Here is a 16,444-nt window from a genome sequence, read left to right on the forward strand (position 1 = left end):
GCCCCCATCACGCGTCACGCCGGCGCCATCAGCAGCGGCCGCGCCCGCTCCCGCAGTTCGGCGACGCGCGGCTCGTCGCGGTAGGCCTCCAGGCGGTGCATCAGGTCCCGTACGTACTCGGTGGTGCGCGCGGACGATATTCGATTGGCGACCTCCACCGCACGGGCGCCCGCCGCGCACGCCGCGTCCAGATTGCCGGACTCCAGTTCGGCCACGGCGGACACGACGAGCCGCAGCCCGTGGGAGCGGACGAACTCCTCGGTGGGCCGGGCCAGCGCCTGCTCCGTGAACCGCCTTACCTGGCGCGGCAGTCGGAGGTCGCGGTAGCACTCGGCGGCGTCGGCGGCGAACCGCTCGTGCGAGTAGAAGTCCAGCCAGGACGGGTCGGGATCGCCCGAACGGGACCGCTCGAGCCAGCCCTCCGCGGACTTGAGCGCCGCGCCGCAGGCCGGCCCGTCCCCGGCCTTGGCCTGGGCGCGGGCCTCGACGAGGCGGAAGAAGCTCATGGTGCGGGCCGTGGCCAGGCCGCGGTTGCGCTCGACGGCGGCCTGGGCCAGGTCCACGCCTTCGTCGGCGAAGCCCCTATAGGTGGCCTGCAGGCTCATGGAGGCCAGTACATAGCCGCCCAGGGGCACGTCGGCCGCGGCGCGCGCGAGGCGCAGCGCCTGGATGTAGTAGCGCTGGGCGGCCTCCTGCTGGCCGGTGTCGAAGGCCATCCACCCGGCGAGCCGGGTCAGTTCGGCGGTGGCGCCGAACAGGGAGCGGCCGACCTCGTCGCTGTACGAGCCGAGCAGTAGGGGCGCCGCGTCGACCCGTAGGCACTCGGGCACCATCGACGAACGCCAGTCGCCGCCGCCGTACTTGGAGTCCCACCGGCGCGCGTCCACAGCGGCCTCGCGCAGCTTGGTGACGTCGCTGTGCCCGACGCGCTGCGGTAAGCCGTCCAGGCCCACGCTGCCCTCGGCGTCCTTGGGCTCGCGCGCGACCGACGGGTCGGCCGGGGTTATCAGCCAGCGGGACGCGGGCGTGGCATATGCGCTGACCGCGAAGGATCCGGCCAGACTCTGCCAGATCCCGCCTCCGCCGCGCCGACCCGCCAGATCCAGCCGGTAGAGCTCGGTCGCCGAGCGCACGGCCTGGCCGATGTCGCGCGGGAAGGCGAGGCCGACCTCGGGCGCCGGATCGGCGTCGGCGAGCCCGATCTCATGGAGTGGTACGGGCCGCCCGAGTTTGCTCCCGATCGCGGCCGCAATCAGATGGGGCGCGGCGCCTTGGGGCACCATGCCCTTCGAGACCCAGCGGGCCACGGACGTCTTGTCGTAGCGAAGGGTCAGGCCACGCTGGGCTCCGAGGTCGTTGACTCTCCGCGCCAGCCCGGCATTGCTGATCCCCGCGAGGGCGAGAACGGTGCCGAGCTTCTCGTTCGGCCCGCGTGGCTCCCTGGTCATGCGTACCCCTCGACAGCACCGACGGCCGCCCCGGCATAGGCACGGGGCATTCGTAAACCCAGCGTAGTTCGCCGGATCCCGACCGTTAAGAGGTGGTGTCCCGGATGGCGAGATTCTTGTACGAACGGACGTGCGGAGCGTGGTGTGTGCTCCTGCTGTGTGTGGCTGTGCGCCTGTCCGTGCGCTCTGTCTCAGGGTTCGCGGGAACGTTTCGATGGGTCTTGCGTGGGTCGGCCCGCTGTACGGAATCAGTGGGCTGGGGGACGCCGCCGCCTCATTCCCCGCGGGCGGCGGAGCGGTCCGGGAGGCGGATGCCGCCTCCCGGACTGACGTGACGTCAGGTGGGATGCGAGGGCGAGGACTTCTCGCCAGGCTGTCGTCGGGGCGCCGCCGGGACGTCGCAAGGCGGTCGCAAACCGCCGCGAGATTTCCGTAAGTCCATCAAGAACGCTACGGAAATTTGGCCGAATATCGCCGGTCGACAACTGCCGTCGCCCTGTGTGGTGCTGATCACGGCCGGGCTCCCGCGCCGGGCCGGGGAGGGGAAGGTCCGGCGCGGCGGTCCTCCCTGTGGAGTCCCTGCGGCGTCCTGCGCGTTCCTGCGGTATTCGGCGGCGTTCCTGCGGCGTGCCTGTGGTGTTCGGCGCATACGCCCCGCACTGACGGCTGCGGCCCCGCGCCCGGCGACTCGTACGGCTCGTATGCCTCGTGCCAAGCGCGCCTCACGGGCGCCTAATTGGCGCCTCTGCGCCCTTGCGCGCCCCTTTACGCCCCTCTCGTGGCAGCATGGGCCACGGCGGAGCGGTCCGTCGCGCCGACGACGGTTCCCGCGTGCGCGTCCGCGCTTGGCGGGATCACGTCTTGTGATCAACCCTGTTGTTCCTGTGGTCGACTGTGGTCAAAGGACATCCAGGAGATCCATGTAGTTGTCCGGTTCGATGCCGAAACCGTCGACCTGCTGTGCATGATGGCACCTACTTCTTGGTTGCCTTGTTTGCCCACACCCTGTGGAGGCGCGATGCGGTGGTTGGTGGGTTGGAGCAGTACCGCATCGGGGCCAGACCCCTCGCAGGGCCGCGCGATCCAGCCGGTCGGCGCCCATCTCCTGTGGTCGGACCCCGATCCGCTGTGGGCGGTCGGCGACTGGCGGCCCGACGAGGTACGCGTCGTCCAGGCCGACCCCTTCTCCCGCCTCGCCGTCTTCGGCTGCTGCGGCGCCTCCGACGAGGAGCTGCGCGTCGGCCTGTTCGCCGCCCGCGGCGGCGCCCTGCGCCATCTCACCGCCTGGTCCGGCAGCTACACCGCCGTCGCCCAGATCGGCCGCCGCACCACCATCGTCGGCGACCTGGCCGGCGCCCGGCCCGTCTTCCACACGGACTGGGGCGGCGGCACCGCGTACGCCACGGCCGCCCTCCCGCTCGCCGACCTCATCGAGGCGCAGCTCGACGTCAGCCACCTAGGCGCGCTCCTGGCCTGCCCCGACTCCCCGGAGGCGATGGGTAACGGCACCCCGTACATGGGCGTCAGACGGGTGCCCCCGGGACACGCGCTGATCCTGCGCGACGGGGCCCGCGACATCGTCGGCTACGAGCCCACCGCCTCGCTCGCCGTCGCCGCACCCCAAGTGGACCAGGAAAAGGCCGTGGACGGCGTACGGGACGCCCTCGTGGAGGCCGTGCGGGCCAGGCTCACCGCGCCCCGCCACGCCCCCGACACCAGCGGCGGCCTCGACCCCGGCCCGGTCCCCGGCATGGGGCCCGCCGAACGGCGCGCGGCCCGCGGCGCACCCGCGCCCGGCATCGGCGCCGACCTCTCCGGAGGCAGCGCCTCCGCCACCCTGGCCCTGCTGGCCGCCGGACTGCCCGGAATGCCCGGCACCCTCCTCGGCCACGGCGCCGAAGCGGGCGAACGCCTCCTCGCCGTCACCTTCAACGACCTGGCCACCGCGGGCGGCGCCCGCGCCCGCGAGGCCGAGCTGGAACGGGCCGGCACCATCGCCGCCAACCCGCGGCTGCACCACGTCGTCGTCACCGCGGGCGAGGAAGCGCTCCCGTACGCCGCCCTGGACAGCGGCCCGCTCACCGACGAACCCGGCCCCTCCATCGTCAGCGCCGAACGCCACCGCCGCCGGCTCGTCGCGGGCAGCGCGGACCACTTCGTCGGCCACGGCGCCCGCCAGGCGCTCGACGCCCACCCGGCGCGCCTCGCCGACCTGCTGCTCGACCGAAGACGCCGCCACCTGCTGCGCCCCGCCACCGCGCTGGCGAAGGCCGACGGGCCCTCCGGCCACTCCTTCTTCGTGCCCTTCACGGTCTACCGGGCGGCGCGCAAACTGGCCCGTACGTCCTACCGGGACGGCGTCGAGGACGCCGCGAGCCGCCTCCTGGAACGGCGTTTCACCGACGACGGCAGCGGAGGGCGAGACGGCGGCAGGTCCGGACCCGGAGTCGTCTCCGCCTCCCTCGCCGCGCTCGCCTGGTGCCGGCCAGGACCCGCCGCCCGCTGGCTCACCGGCGAGGCGCTGGCCGAGGTGTCGCTGCGCCTGGAGGAGGCCGCGTCCCGTCCCGTGACCCTGCGCCGCCCCGGCGAGCGGCGCGCCGACGCGGCCCTGGCCAGGCACGCCGCCGACCACCGGGTGTTCGAGCAGGCGGCCGAGGTGCGCAGCCAGCGTCTCCACGCCCCCTTCCTCGACAACCAGGTCGTACGGGCCTGCCGCGCGCTCCCCGAAGCGCTACGCGTGCAACCCGGGGCGCGCGCGGCCACGCTGCGCGCGGTCCTCGCGGGAGCGGGCATCCGCGACCTGCCACCCGGCTGGGGAGCCACCTCCCACGCCGCCCACGCCGCCGCCGTACGGGCCGGGCTGCGCGCCTGGGTCGGCGAGGTCGTCAACCTCTTCGACGCGCCGCTGCTCGCCGACGCGGGCCTGGTCGAGGCCCGCGTCGTACGCAAGGCGCTGCGCGCGGCGGCGGAAGGGGAGCGGCTGCCACTCGACGGGCTGGCCGAACTCGTCTCCACGGAGGTCTGGCTGCGGCGGCTGCTGGCCCGGCGCGGCACCTGCTGGACGGGGACGGCGGCGCCGCGGCAGCGGGCGGTGGCGGGCGGAGTGGTGCCGCGGCCGAGTCTGTAGGGGTGCGGGTGGGGGTGTGCGGTTGTGGGTGTGGTGCTGTGGGTGTGGTGCAGTGGGTGTGGTGCAGTGGGTGTGGTGTGGCGTGGTGCTGGGGTTTGTCTTCGGGCCGTGGGTCCGGCCCGGGCCGGGCGACGGCACGCCAATTGACCACGTGTTCGTATGGTCCGACCGCTGACCCGAGGACAATGACCCCGTGCGGTATCTGATCCTCGGCTCGGCCGAAGCACGCGACGACAACGGGAACCCCCTGCCGCTGGGCGGTTCCCGTCTCCGCGCGCTGCTCACCGCGCTCGCCATGCGCGCCGCACGCCCCGCCCCCGTGGCCGTGGACGTCCTCATCGACGAGGTGTGGACCCACGACCCGCCCCAGGACGCCCCGGCCGCGCTCCAGGCGCTCGTGGGCCGCCTGCGCAGGGCCATCGGCCGGGACGCGGTGGTCTCCTCGCCCGGGGGCTACCGCCTCGCCACCAACGGCCGCCAGGACGTCGACCTCCTCCACTTCGAGGCGCTGGCGAAGCACGGCACGCGGGCCCTCGGCGCCGGTGACGCACAAGCGGCGGCCGACGTGCTGCGGCAGGCGCTCGCGCTGTGGCGCGGCCCCGCGCTGGCCGATCTGCCGGACCGGGAGGCCGCCGCCGCCCGCCCCGAGGCGCTGCGGCTCACCGCGCTGCACCGCCGTATCGACGCCGACCTCGCGCTCGGCCAGGCGGCGGACGTCATACCGGAGCTGCGCGAGCTCGTCATGGACCACCCGCTCGACGAGACCTTCCACGCGCAGCTGATCCGCGCGCTGCACGCGTCGGGCCGCCCGGCCGACGCGCTCGCCGCGTACGAGGCGGTCCGCCGGACGCTCGCCGACCACCTCGGCACGGACCCGGGCGCGGACCTCAAGGTGCTGCATGGGCTGCTGCTGTCGGGTGCGCCGCTGTCCTCCAGTGCGCCGCTGTCCCGGGAGTCGCTGGCTGGCGCGGCGCTGCCCGGGGGGCCTGTGCCGCCCTCGGCCGGCGCGGGGCCCGCAGCGGTACGGCGTCCCGGCGGGCCGACCGGCCCGGTAGACGACGGCGGCGCTGGCGGTGGCGGCGGTGGCGGCGGTGGCGGCGAACGGGGGGCGGCGCGCGGCTCTGAGGCGGCCTTTGGGGCGGGCGCCGCCTACGACGGTCGTGACCGTGGTGGGGAGGCCGGGGCGTCCTCTTCTGGCGACGAGGCGAGGCGCGGGCCGTACGGTCCCGTGGCGCCGCACGCGTCGGAGCCGACCCGTGTCGCGCACGCCGACCGCGCGCCCGAGGCGCCCCACGGTCCGGGAACGCAGGTCGGGATCCCCGGCGGCGAGCGGCTCGCCGCCGGGGATCCCGCCCGTGAACCCAATACGGCTCCCGATACGGCTCCTGGCTCAGCGGCGGCGGGCGGGGCTGCGGTGCCTCGTGCCCCGGAGTCAGTCGGCGGCGTGGCGGCGGGCCGTGGGGGAGCGGGCGCCCTGGGGCCGTACGCCGAGCGCGGTCATGAGACGCCCCGGGATGGCGGGCCGGCCGCCGGGTACACCGTCCACACTCCCGAGGCCACCTACGGTGGCGGGTCGGCCGCCGCCGTCCACGGCGCCCGCGCCCCTGAAGCCGGCCCCGACATGGCCCGCCCCGCCGGGGCCGCCCACGGCTCCGAGACCGCCCTCGCCGGCGCCCCGCCCGCGCCGTCGAACGGCGGACCGGGGCCGGGCGGGCCGCAACGCGGCGGCTTCCGTCCGCGCGGGAACCTCCGGGCGCGGCTCACCAGCTTCGTCGGCCGGCAGAGCGAGATCGGGGACCTCCACGGGGATCTGCGCGGTGCTCGTCTGGTCACGCTCACCGGCCCCGGCGGCTCCGGCAAGACTCGGCTCTCCGAGGAAGCCGCCTCGACCGTCACAACTGCCTACCCCGACGGGGTTTGGGTCGCCGAGCTCGCCAAGCTCGACCATCCCGCCGCCGTTCCCGGGGCCGTCCTGAGCGCCGTAGGCGACCGTGAGACGTCCCTGCTCGCCACCGGGCTGGAAGGGCGGATGGGCCCGGCGGACGGCGCCGACCCGACCGCGCGCCTCGTCGAACTCTGCGCGCACCGCCGCCTGCTGCTCCTGCTCGACAACTGTGAGCACGTCATAGACGCCGCGGCGCGGCTCGCCGAGACGCTGCTCGCGCACTGCCCGGGGGTGACCGTGCTGGCCACCAGCCGGGAGCCGCTGGGCGTGCCGGGCGAGACCGTACGGCCCGTGGAGCCGCTTCGGCCCGCGCCCGCCCACCAGTTGTTCGCCGAGCGCGCCGCGGCCACCCTGCCGGGGTTCGACCCGGCGCGGGACGCGGACACGTCGGCCGCGGTCGCGGAGATCTGCCGTCGGCTGGACGGTTTGCCGCTGGCGATCGAGCTGGCGGCCGCGCGGCTGCGGCTGTTGACCCCGCGCCAGATCGCCGACCGGCTCGACGACCGCTTCCGCCTGCTGACCAGCGGCAGCCGAACCCTGCTGCCGCGCCAGCAGACGCTGCGGGCCGTTGTCGACTGGTCCTGGGACCTGCTCGACGAGCGCGAGCGCACGGTGCTGCGCCGGGCGTCGGTGTTCGCGGGCGGATGGGGGCTGAGCGCGGCGGAGGCGGTGTGCGCGGACGCGCCGCCCGCCGCCGACCCGTCTGCCGCCGAGCGGCCCGCCACCGACCCGTCTGCCTCCGACCGGCCTGTCCGTCTCCGCGAGCACATAGCCCCCGGCGATGTGCTCGATCTGCTCGGGGCGCTGGTCGACAAGTCGCTCCTGGTCGTCGACCACCCCACGACCGACCGGACCTCAGAGGACCCGGCCCACCCGGTCCCGGAAGGCCAGGGATCAGAGGCACCGCACCCCGGGGATCCCGCCGGCACCCCGGACGCGGCCCCCTCCGAGGTCCGTTACCGCATGCTGGAGACGATCCACGAGTACGTCGGCGAGCGGGCCGTCGAGGACCCCGCCGCCCGGGCCGACCACGCCGCCGCCGTCGCCCGCCACACCACCCACTTCCTCAACTTCGCCCGCACCGCCGAGCCACGGCTGCGCTCCGCGGAACAGCTTCCCTGGCTGCGCCGCGTCGAGACGGAACTCGACAACATCCGAGCCGCCCTGAAGCGCTCCCTGGAGACGCGCGACGAGCAGACCGCGACCGACTTCATCATGGCCATGAGCTGGTTCTGGTGGCTGCGCAACTACCGGGACGAGGGCATCGCCTGGACCCGCGAGGCATTGATCCTCGGCGGCTCCATGGGGCGCGACGACATCTACAGCATGCTCGGTTCGATCCCTGCGGAGGTCCCGCCCGGGCAGGACGGCGTCGACGCGGCCGTCACGCGCTACTGGGACCAGATGGACCTGCGGATCCTGTTGTTCTTCCTGAACGCCGACAACGCCGATGGGCCGACGCTGACCAGCCGCGTGGCCAGGTCAGCGGCCCTTCGCATCCGCGATGCCTACATGGGCCACCCCGGCCCGCGCACCGCCCGCTTCCCCGGCATGCTGTGGCCGTTCGCCGGGTTCGTCATCGACGGCCACACCGGCACGGTCCCGCTGATGAGCGAGGCGGTGGCCCACTGCCGGGCGCACGGCGACGACTGGGCGGTCGGCGTGGCGCTGATGTTCCGTACGCACATAACCATCGATTCGTCGGGCGGTATGAAGAACGCCGTGGCGGACTGGGCGGAGCTGCGGGAGCTGAGCAGACAGGTCGGCGACCGGTGGATGCTCGCCCAGATCGAGACCGCCGCGGGGGAGATGGCCGCGAGCCATGCCCGGCTCGACGAGGCGCGGGCAGCCTACGAGATGGCGCGGCGGCTCGCGCGGGAGATCGGCGCACATACCGAGACGCCGTTCCTCATCACCCGGCTGGCGGATGTGGCGATCAACGACGGGGACCTCGACCGCGCCGAGGAGCTGCTGGACCAGTCGGACCAGGAGGCGGAGCGCCGCGGCTCCAGGGACGTGCAGTCCTTCAACCGCTTGCTGCGCTCCCTGATCGAGCTGCACCGCGGAGATCTGGCCCGGGCGCGGACGCTGTGCGACGAGGCGCGGCGCACCGGGGAGCAGGCCACCCCGCCCCCGCAGTTCTGGATACTCGTGGACGGCATGGACGCCCGCCTCACCGCCGACGAGGGCGATGCGCCCGGCGCGCTGCGCAAGGTACGCGACAACCTGAGCAGGGGCGTCGAGACCGGCTGTGCGGAGCTCCTGCTGGCCCACCAGGCGGAGACCGTCGCCCATGCCCTGATGGGCTGCGCCGAGGAGCGCCTTGCCACCCGGCTGCTGGGCGCGGCTGACGCCTGGCGCGGCGAGCTGCAGCGCACCCCGCTCCAGCTGCGTGAGGCCGAGAAGACCGAGGCCGCCGCGCACCGCGCCCTGGGCCGCGAGGCGGCCCAGGCGCTGCGCGCCGAGGGCGCGGGCCTGTCCGTCGAGCAGGTCATCGCCCTGCTCGACGAACTGGTGACCGCCGTCTAGCCCGACAGACCGCCGTCTAGCCCGACGGACTGTCGCCTGGTCCGACAACTACCCAGTCCAGATGACCGCCGCCCGGCCCAGGACGCGCGTCACCCCGCAGGGCGCGACCGCAGCCCGTCCAGGAGGATGTCCAGCAGCCGTGCCGACGCCGCCGCCTGCTGCACCGCGTCCGGCAGCGAGGGCGCCGCCGTGGCGATCACCAGCAGCACGTCGGCCACTGTCACGTCCGGCCGCAGCTCGCCCGCTTCCCGCGCCCGGTCCACCAACTGCCCGACGACCTCCAGCAGCGCCGCGGCGCCCGCGTCGTCAGGGCCGCCCGGGACGACGGGGCTGGGCTGCTCCACCAGCCGCAGCTCCGGCTGAGGAGGGGCTGGAGGGTCGGCTAACCCCACCTGCCGCTGCTGCGGCACCCGGACCTCCGCCTCCACCTCGACCCCGACCCGCAGCACCTGGGGCGGCAGCAGCCGACCCGCGCCGGAGGCCACCGAGGTGCGCAGGAACCGGGCCAGCGCCGACCATGGCTCGTTCTCCTGGCCGAGGGCGGCGCGCGCCTGGTCGGTCAGCCGGGCGGTCTCCTCCTCGGCTATGCGACGGACCAGGACGTCCTTGCTGGGGAAGCGCCGATAGACGGTGCCCACCCCGACCCGCGCGCGCCGTGCGACGTCCTCCATGGGAGCGCCGTACCCCAGCTCCCCGAAGACCTCGCGCGCCGCCCGCAGCACATGCTCGAGATTGCGCTGCGCGTCCACGCGCAGCGGAGTGTTCCGGCCGCCGGCACCGTCCACCGACGCGACGGCTGATGACCAATGAGAACCCTGAAGCTGCATAGTGATCCCCCGGTAATGACGTCTCCCCCCGGAGACTCCCCGCCCAGAACGCCGGGGCAGTCACGACCCCGACGGAGTACGAACATAGTTGAGCGCCGGTCAAGAAAGAAGGGGGTAGGTCCGGACAGATCGACCCCCGTCCGGAGTACCGCACCGCCCGTCACCGCTTCCCCACCCGCCCACTACCTTGCGTCCTCCTACTGACCTGCGCACCTTCCGTACGCTTGACCGAATGGGCGCGGCGGGGCGCGCCCAAGCCGCCGGTCACACAATTCGTCGGGCCTGTGGACAAACCGCGGCTGTGCGTGCCTCATGGGAGGGTGAAGGAACCTGCGCGCATTCTCGTTGTCGGCGGTGGCTACGTCGGGATGTACACCGCGCTGCGCCTCCAGCGGAAGCTGAAGCGGGAGCTGGGGCAAGGCGGCGTACAGGTCATCGTGGTCGACCCCGAGCCGTACATGACCTATCAGCCGTTCCTCCCGGAGGCCGCGGCCGGATCGATCTCGCCACGCCATGTCGTCGTGCCGCTGCGTCGCATCCTGCCCCGCTGCCAGGTCGTGATCGGCGAGGCCGTGGCGATCAACCACGGCAAACGCACCGCGACGATCAAAACCCTCGCCACCGCCGAGGAGGGCACCGGCGCGATCGAGATCCACTACGACGAGCTGGTGCTGGCGCCCGGCTCCGTCTCCCGCACCCTCCCGGTCCCCGGCCTGGTCGACCACGGCATCGGCTTCAAGACCGTGGAGGAGGCCATCGGCCTGCGCAACCACGTCCTGGAGCAGCTGGACATCGCCTCCTCCACCCGGGACCCCGACGTCCGGGACGCCGCGCTCACCTTCGTCTTCGTCGGCGGCGGATACGCGGGCGTCGAGGCGCTCGCCGAGCTCGAGGACATGGCCCGCTACGCCGTCCGCTACTACCACAACATCGCGCCCGAGGACCTGAAGTGGATCCTGGTGGAGGCCACCGGCCGCATCCTCCCGGAGGTCGGGGAGGAGATGGGCAAGTACGCGGTCCGCGAGCTGCGCGGCCGCAATATCGACGTACGGCTGGAGACCCGCCTCGACTCCTGTGTGGACCGGGTCGCGGCGCTGAGCGACGGCTCGCGCTTCCCCACCCGCACCCTGGTGTGGACCGCGGGGGTCAAACCGCACCCCATCCTGGCCTCCACCGACCTCCCGGTGAACGCGCACGGCCGCCTCAAGTGCACCGCCGCCCTCCATGTGGACGGAGTGGAGCACGCCTGGAGCGCGGGCGACGCCGCGGCGGTCCCGGACCTGACGGCGGAGGAGCCCGGCAAGGAGTGCGCCCCCAACGCCCAGCACGCGCTGCGCCAGTCGAAGGTGCTTGCCGAGAACGTGATCGCCTCCCTGCACGGCCGGCCGCTGAAGGACTACGAGCACAAATACGCCGGCTCGGTGGCTTCCCTGGGCCTCCACAAGGGCGTCGCGCATGTCTACGGGCGGAAGATGAAGGGCTACCCCGCCTGGTTCATGCACCGCGCCTATCACCTCAGCCGGGTGCCGACCTTCAACCGGAAGGCGCGCGTTTTGGCCGAGTGGACCCTGTCGGGGCTCTTCAAACGGGAGATCGTCTCGCTCGGGTCGCTGGAGAACCCGCGGGCCGAGTTCAAGCTCGCCGCCGACACCGGCCGCCATCCCGAGGCCAGTTGACGCCAGCCGACGCCGGTTCGGGCCCGTTCGGCCCGTTGGAGCGGAGGCGGGAACTGCCCCCACCCGACCGGCGTCTCACGGATGTCAGTCCGGTCGGTCACACTGGACGTGTGACCATGGGTGGGCTCGTACCTGCAAAGAGTGACAATCGCGAGGATTCGGAAGTTTGCTGCATTCCCCTGGGGGCCGTCCCCCCGCACCCACACCCTTTCCGTACCCCCGCGCCGGCGCGCCGCTCAGCCACAACCTCGCGAGGTAACCCCCGGTGAACTTCACACGCTGGAGCGCCCGGCTTCCCCGAACACAGCGACGCACCGCCGCCCGGGCCGACCGCGCCGCGCGGCGGCCCCAGCCCGCGGCCGCGGGCGGCGGCAGCGGCTCAGTTCCGGCTGCCCGGGGCGAGCGCTCCGACCCCTCGGACCGCGGCGAGCCGCCGCCGGGCGCGGCGGCCCAGGCCCTGGAGGACGGGCTCCCCGCCGCCGTCCCCACCCTCGACGGGCTGTCCGTCCATGACGTCCTCGGCCAGGTCCCGGCCCTGGTCGCCGTCGTTTACGGCCCCGATCACCGCATCGCGTACGTCAACGACTCCTATACGGCCATCTTCGGCGCCCGGACCCCCGGCGCCGCCGCCCGCCAGGCCCTGCCCGAGCTGCAGGAGCTGGGGCTGCTGCCGCTCATGGACCAGGTCCTGCGCAGCGGTCGGCCGCGTACGGTCAAGTCCCGGCGCGTCTCCGGGGCGAGGGCCGGGGCCGCGCCGGGCGCGGAAGGGGCGGCAGCGGGCTCCGGGGCCGCGAGCCCGGCGAGCGCGGGCGGCCGGGTGCGCCACGGCTACTACACCTTCACCTGCTCCCCGATCGAGATGGCCGCCCCGCCACCCGCCCCGGCTCCGGCTCTGGCACCGGCCGTGGCTCCCGCCACTGCTTCTTCCGCCTCGGACAGCGCGTTGGGCATCGCGTCCAGCAGCGCGCCCGAGTCCGAGGCCCATACGGCGACCCACACGGAGGCGGACGCCGAGGCCCATGACGAGACCGCCGCGGATGCCGCTGCCCTGGTAGCCGCGCCCGGTACGGGCCAGGCGCCGTCGATGCCCGGCCCAAGGGCCGAGCAGCCCCGGCTGCGCGGCGTGCTGGTCTTCGGCGCCGACGTCACCGACCAGGTGGAGGCCGCCGAGCGGCTGCGCGCCAGCGAGCGCCTGCAGCGCCAGGCCGCCGTCACCCTCCAGCGCAGCCTCCTCCCGCAGGAGCTCGAGCAGCCCGACGACCTCAGGGTCGCCGCCACATACCAACCGGGCGGCACGGACGCCGCCGTGGGCGGCGACTGGTACGACGTCATCACGCTCGGCGCCGGCCGCACCGCCCTGGTCATCGGGGACGTCATGGGGCGCGGCGTCCGCGCCGCCGCCGTGATGGGCCAGCTGCGTACCGCCGTCCGCGCGTACGCCCGCCTCGACCTGCCCCCGCACGAGGTCCTGCAGCTCCTGGACGGCCTGGCCGCCGAGATCGACCCCAGCCAGATCGCGACCTGCGTCTACGCCGTCCACGACCCGAACGAGAACCGCCTGGTCTACGCCTCGGCGGGCCATCTGCCGATCCTGGTCCGCGACCCGGACGGCACCGTGAGCCGCGCCGCCGAGCCCACCGGACCGCCGCTGGGCACCGGCGGCTGGCTGCACACCTCGGCCTCGCTCCCCTTCGGCCCGGGCTCCAGCGCGGTGCTGTACACCGACGGGCTGGTGGAGCGGCGCGACAAGGACATCTATGAGGGTGTCGCCGCGCTGGAGCGCGTCTTCGCGGGCGCCACGGGGACGCCCCAGGTGATGTGCGACCGCCTGATCCGGGCGCTGGGCATCACCGCCGAGCACGACGACGACGTGGCCGTGCTGGTCCTGCAGCACCCCGCCCGCACCGGCCATGACGCCGAGCTGTTCCACAACGCGGCCCTGGATCTCCTCGGCGGTGTGGAGGCGGCCCCTCGGGCGCGGGCGTTCGCGTCCGGCGTCCTCGCCAGCTGGCGCTTCCCCATGGAGCTGCGCGACCTGGGTGTGCTCGCCGCCAGCGAGCTGGTCGCCAATTCGCTCCAGCACGGCGTGCCGCCGATGCGCCTGCGGCTGCGCCGTACGGACCGCCGCCTGATCATCGAGGTGACGGACGGGGACGAGCATCTACCGCGCCGCCGCCGCGCCGAGCCGGCGGACGAGGCCGGGCGCGGTATCTCGATCGTCGCGACCATCGCCTCGTCCTGGGGCTCGCGCCGCACACCGGGCGGGGGCAAGGCGGTGTGGTGCGAGTTCGCCCTCCCGGCGGGGTAGACCGCCCGCGGCCCAGGGTGAGCGACGGAACCCCGTCCCTCCAGCGGAGGGACGGGGTGAGGGCGAGCAGGGCTTGGCCCTGTTACGCGGCTCCGACGCGACGGTCCGCGACAAGCGCCGGACCGACGGTTGACGCAGGCGCGGCGCCAGGCCGACGGTCGAGCCGCCGGCCCGACCGTCAGGCCGCGGTGGTCACCGGCTCCACCGCCGCCGACTCCACGCGCTGCGCGGGCACAGTGGCCTCCTGGACGCCGCGCAGCGGGTTGTCCTGGCGGGCCGTGAGCCGCCCACCCAGCCGCAGCGCGAGCGCCGCGATGCCGAGGGAGCAGCCGACGAGCATCGCGATGTACGCCACGTACATCCCGGCCCCGGCCATCAGTCCGCCCACCGCCGGGCCGACGGCCAGCGCCAGCTGCTTGACCAGAGCGAACCCGGAGTTGTACTGCCCGACCATGGTCGGCGGCGCCAGATCGGCCACCAGCGGGGCGACGGTCGGCGACAGCATCGCCTCGCCGAGCCCGAAGAGCGCGTACGACGAGATGATCGCGCCGGTCGCGACGGCCTGGCTGCCCGGCACCAGACCGGAGGCCCCCGCCGCCAGCCAGGCCACCGTCCAGACGAGCCCGGTCAGCGCGATGACCCGGCTGCGCCGCCGCCCCTCGACCAGCCGGAGCACGACGAACTGTGCCAGCACGATGGCCATCGTGTTCGCTGCCAGCGCGGCGCCGAGCATCGCGGGCGAGATATGGGCGACCTCCACCGCGAACGCCGCCAGCCCTGATTCGAACTGCCCGTAGCAGGCGAAGAACATCACGAAGCCCAGCACACACAGCTGCACCATGGCCCGGTTGCGCAGCATGGCCCGCCAGCCGCGTCCGGTTCGTTCTGCCACGGCTGACGCCGGGTCGAGCTTGGAAACCGCCGGCAGCCGTACGGTCGCCACGGCCGCGCCCAGCACCAGGAACATCACCGACTCGATCGCGAACAGCCGGACGAAGCTCGACGGCTCGGAGGGGTCGACCAGCAGCCCGCCGAGCAGCCCGCCGACACCGAGGCCGAGGTTGTTGAGGAAGAACTGGGTGGCGAAGGCGCGCGAACGGGTGGTCGTGGTCGAGCACCACACGATCATGGTGGCGAGGGCGGGCTGGATCACCGCGATCCCCGCTCCGAGCAGGGCCACCGCGGCGATGACGGACGCCTCGTCGGCGGCCAGTCCCAGTCCCATGGACCCGAAGGCCGAGGCCACGGCACCCGCCAGGGCCACTGGCAGCGGCCCTCGCCGGTCGATCACCCGACCAGTGAAGGGCAGCACGGCCAGCGCCGCGACGGCGAACACCGCGAGCACCATGCCCGCGGTACTCGCGCCGAGGTCCCGCACCTTTGCCACATAGACGAACAGGAACGGAACGGTGAAGCCGTTGCCGAACGCGCTCAGCGCGTTCCCCAGCTGGATCCGGCGCAGCGCAGCGCCCATCGCGGTGGTCACACTCACCTGCCTAGGTCGAAAACGTTCGATGACGAGTAGGAGAACTTCGAACAGTCGAAGCCTCAAGACTTCAACAGTAAAGTTCGAAGCTAAAGAGTACATGGTGAAGGACTTCAATGCGAATGGGTTACGTGCCATACTGCGCGGCATGTCTGAGACCCCCGGCCCGGCCGAGCCGAGCCTCGAGGAGCAGATCGCGGCCTACCAGCGCGAGTTCCAGGACCTGGACCCGCAGGTGGAGCAGGTCGTCAGCGCTCTCAGCCGGCTCAATCGGCGGATGAACGTCGCATACAGCCGCCAGACCGCGACCCTGGGCATCAGCAACGCCGAGTGGGAGGTGCTGAAGGTCCTCGTCGTCTCCGGAGCCCCGTATCGACTGGGCCCCGGCGACCTCGCCAAGCGGCTCGGCCTCACCCCGGCCGCGATGACCCACCGCATCGACCGCATGGCGAGCGACGGTCTGGTCACGCGCGAGCGCGATGAGGCCAATCGGGTGCGCGTCATCGTGGAGCTGACGGCCGAGGGCCGGGAGAAGTGGCTGGAGGCCATGCGGATGGCATCCGTCTTCGAAGAAGACCTTCTCCAGGACCTGTCGAGCGACGAGCGCGCGGCGTTCGGTGAGATGCTGATGCGGGTCCTGCGCCGTGTGGAGGAGACCCAGCCGGACGCCGGCGGACGGCTGAGCGACCTGGACTGACATCGCACGCCGGGGGTGTTTGACACGCACCGGGGCGATGCGTAATGTACTCCGAGCTGCCACGGAGCCGTAACGGTTCTTCGGTAGCCGCTCGCGCCGCATCGGCGCAAACCACTACTGCACGGCCCCTCATCGGGATGAATTTCGGCGTGCCCGGAATTCGGTCGGGAGGCTCGATTATGAGCCTCGAGGGAAATCCGCTAAAGTAGTGGACACGCCGGAAGGCGCGAAAAACCCCGCTCCAACAGGGGGCCGGAAACGGAATTCGGACCGGGAACGGACCGGAAAACGGATCTGGTAAGGTTGGAAACACCGAAGGGAAGCGCCCGGAGAAACCGGTGAAACGGTTTCGAAGGAAGCGTCCGTTCCTTGAGAACTCAACAGCGTGCCAAAAGTCAACG

8 protein-coding genes are annotated in these 16,444 nt (G+C 73.3%); 5 read left to right on the forward strand and 3 right to left on the reverse strand.

The window, feature by feature from the left end; translation table 11 throughout:
• Nucleotides 1-14: 14 nt before the first annotated feature.
• Nucleotides 15-1,448: an MFS transporter gene (locus ACFV2X_RS49095; RefSeq protein WP_089504617.1), complete on the reverse strand. Its 1,434-nt coding sequence runs from the start codon at nt 1,446-1,448 to the stop codon at nt 15-17.
• Between the two features lie 1,018 nt (nt 1,449-2,466).
• Between ACFV2X_RS49095 and ACFV2X_RS49100 the strand changes: the two genes are divergently transcribed.
• Complete coding sequence (locus ACFV2X_RS49100) at nt 2,467-4,575, forward strand: asparagine synthase-related protein (RefSeq protein WP_385629301.1); 2,109 nt, start codon at nt 2,467-2,469, stop codon at nt 4,573-4,575.
• 193 nt (nt 4,576-4,768) lie between these two features.
• Entirely contained in the window at nt 4,769-9,049 is a 4,281-nt protein-coding gene (locus ACFV2X_RS49105) for a BTAD domain-containing putative transcriptional regulator (protein WP_385629303.1), read from the forward strand.
• 89 nt (nt 9,050-9,138) lie between these two features.
• On the opposite strand, the gene ACFV2X_RS49110 is transcribed toward ACFV2X_RS49105, so the two are convergent.
• Nucleotides 9,139-9,876: a TetR/AcrR family transcriptional regulator gene (locus ACFV2X_RS49110; RefSeq protein ID WP_385629305.1), complete on the reverse strand. Its 738-nt coding sequence runs from the start codon at nt 9,874-9,876 to the stop codon at nt 9,139-9,141.
• Between the two features lie 368 nt (nt 9,877-10,244).
• Between ACFV2X_RS49110 and ACFV2X_RS49115 the strand changes: the two genes are divergently transcribed.
• Complete coding sequence (locus ACFV2X_RS49115; protein ID WP_385629322.1) at nt 10,245-11,552, forward strand: NAD(P)/FAD-dependent oxidoreductase; 1,308 nt, start codon at nt 10,245-10,247, stop codon at nt 11,550-11,552.
• Between the two features lie 265 nt (nt 11,553-11,817).
• Complete coding sequence (locus ACFV2X_RS49120; protein ID WP_385629307.1) at nt 11,818-13,860, forward strand: SpoIIE family protein phosphatase; 2,043 nt, start codon at nt 11,818-11,820, stop codon at nt 13,858-13,860.
• A gap of 178 nt (nt 13,861-14,038) precedes the next feature.
• Here the strand turns inward: ACFV2X_RS49120 and ACFV2X_RS49125 are convergent, their stop codons facing one another.
• Nucleotides 14,039-15,346 carry an MFS transporter gene (locus ACFV2X_RS49125; RefSeq protein WP_385629325.1) on the reverse strand — a complete coding sequence of 436 codons (1,308 nt, stop codon included), beginning with the start codon at nt 15,344-15,346 and terminating at the stop codon, nt 14,039-14,041.
• Between the two features lie 148 nt (nt 15,347-15,494).
• Here ACFV2X_RS49125 and ACFV2X_RS49130 point away from each other — a divergent pair, with 148 nt between their 5' ends.
• Complete coding sequence (locus ACFV2X_RS49130; protein WP_385629310.1) at nt 15,495-16,043, forward strand: MarR family winged helix-turn-helix transcriptional regulator; 549 nt, start codon at nt 15,495-15,497, stop codon at nt 16,041-16,043.
• Nucleotides 16,044-16,444 lie beyond the last annotated feature (401 nt).

Source organism: Streptomyces sp. NPDC059679, assembly GCF_042734105.1.
Taxonomy (GTDB): Bacteria; Actinomycetota; Actinomycetes; order Streptomycetales; family Streptomycetaceae; genus Streptomyces.